This window comes from Streptomyces sp. NPDC002520, from assembly GCF_053595235.1.
The window spans coordinates 1-1136 of sequence record NZ_JBSFXG010000095.1 but is presented as its reverse complement, the minus strand read 5'-3'; the positions used below and the strand labels follow the sequence as shown (position 1 = coordinate 1136).

At 69.1% G+C, this 1136-nt stretch carries 2 protein-coding genes and 1 pseudogene; 1 reads left to right on the top strand and 2 read right to left on the bottom strand.

From position 1 onward, the window contains the following. A pseudogene (locus ACWD5D_RS44855) lies at positions 1–300 on the bottom strand (hypothetical protein); the annotation flags it as partial. A gap of 66 nt (positions 301–366) precedes the next feature. Here ACWD5D_RS44855 and ACWD5D_RS44850 point away from each other — a divergent pair. Then, positions 367–867, top strand: a complete 501-nt coding sequence (locus ACWD5D_RS44850) for a hypothetical protein (RefSeq protein WP_451378506.1) — start codon at positions 367–369, stop codon at positions 865–867. On the opposite strand, the gene ACWD5D_RS44845 is transcribed toward ACWD5D_RS44850, so the two are convergent. Continuing rightward, a complete protein-coding gene (locus ACWD5D_RS44845) occupies positions 782–1039 on the bottom strand; it encodes a transposase (RefSeq protein ID WP_451378505.1) in 258 nt (85 codons plus the stop codon). The two genes, ACWD5D_RS44850 and ACWD5D_RS44845, sit on opposite strands and share 86 nt — an antisense overlap. Positions 1040–1136 lie beyond the last annotated feature (97 nt).

The window sequence follows — 1136 nt, the reverse complement described above, 5'->3', positions numbered from 1 at the left end:
CGACCACACCACCGTCACCACGATCTGGCCCGCGAGGTGCAGGCGACCGTCCTTGATGCGGAAACCCCGCTTCGTGTAGTTCAGGCTCGGCCGCGCCTCCCGCTTGCGCTTCCACCTGGGCATCCCGGCCCGACGGTGCACCGGAAGGCGGTCCTTGATGTCCTTCAACGCTTTGGCACGGGACTTGGCGAAGTCGCGGATCACCTGCTGCTGAGGCACGCTCGCGCCCTGAGCCAGCCACGGCGTCACCTGAGAGGGCTTCTCGAAACCGAGTGTGGCGGCTGGGTTTGTGCCGGTCAGGCGTGATGCCGGGGCGGGTGAGGTAGGTCCGGTGCGTCCGTGGAGGTGGCGTGCTGGAGGTGTGTGATGGCGTCGGTGCTGGGGCGGCTGGAGGAGCGAGAGCGGGCGGCCCGGAAGCGGGTGGAGGAGTTGCAGGCCGAGCTGGAGGCGGCGCAGTCAGAGTGGGACGAGTGGCTGATCGCCCGCAGGCGGATCAGCGAGGTGTGGGACGCGGGTGAAACCGCAGCCCAGGAGGCTGTGGCGGGGAAGACGACGGAGGGGAACAAGGCCGGGAAGCCGTCGGCGGTGAAGCCCGGATCACTGGTTCCGGTCTGGCGGGAGGAGCTGTCGGCCGAGGTGCTGGCGCCGGAATATCAGCAGGTCATGGGCCTGCTGGCCGAACGCCGCGCCACCGGCGGTCAGCCACTGAACTGCCGTGAGATCACTGCCTTGTTGGGGCTGGAGGTGATTCCTGCGAAGGTCGAGGGAGTGCGGTGCAAGCTCAAGCGGCTCGTTGCGCGGGGATGGGTGCACGAGTCGGCACCGGGCCGGTTCGCCTGCGGCAATGGCCGAGACGGCGGGTCATGACCATGGTCATCGACCACAGGACCATCGCCTCCGACGACGCGGGCAGCCGCTCGTAGTCACGGGCGAGGCGCCGGGAGCGGGTGAGCCAGGCGAACGTCCGCTCGACGAGCCACCGTTTGGGCAGCACGACGAAGCCTGTCTGGCTGTCGCTGCGGCGGATGACGGTCAGCATTAAGGTTCAGGGCCGTGGCGCACCAGCCCACCAGCATGCCGGTGTATCCGCTGTCCGCCCACACCCGCCTGAGCCGGTGATGCCGCCGTGCGGCCTG

Coding starts and splice junctions, on each gene's coding strand:
- ACWD5D_RS44850 (WP_451378506.1), top strand. CDS start 367: ATGGCGTCGGTGCTGGGGCGGCTGGAGGAGCGAGAGCGGGCGGCCCGG.
- ACWD5D_RS44845 (WP_451378505.1), bottom strand. CDS start 1,039: ATGCTGACCGTCATCCGCCGCAGCGACAGCCAGACAGGCTTCGTCGTG.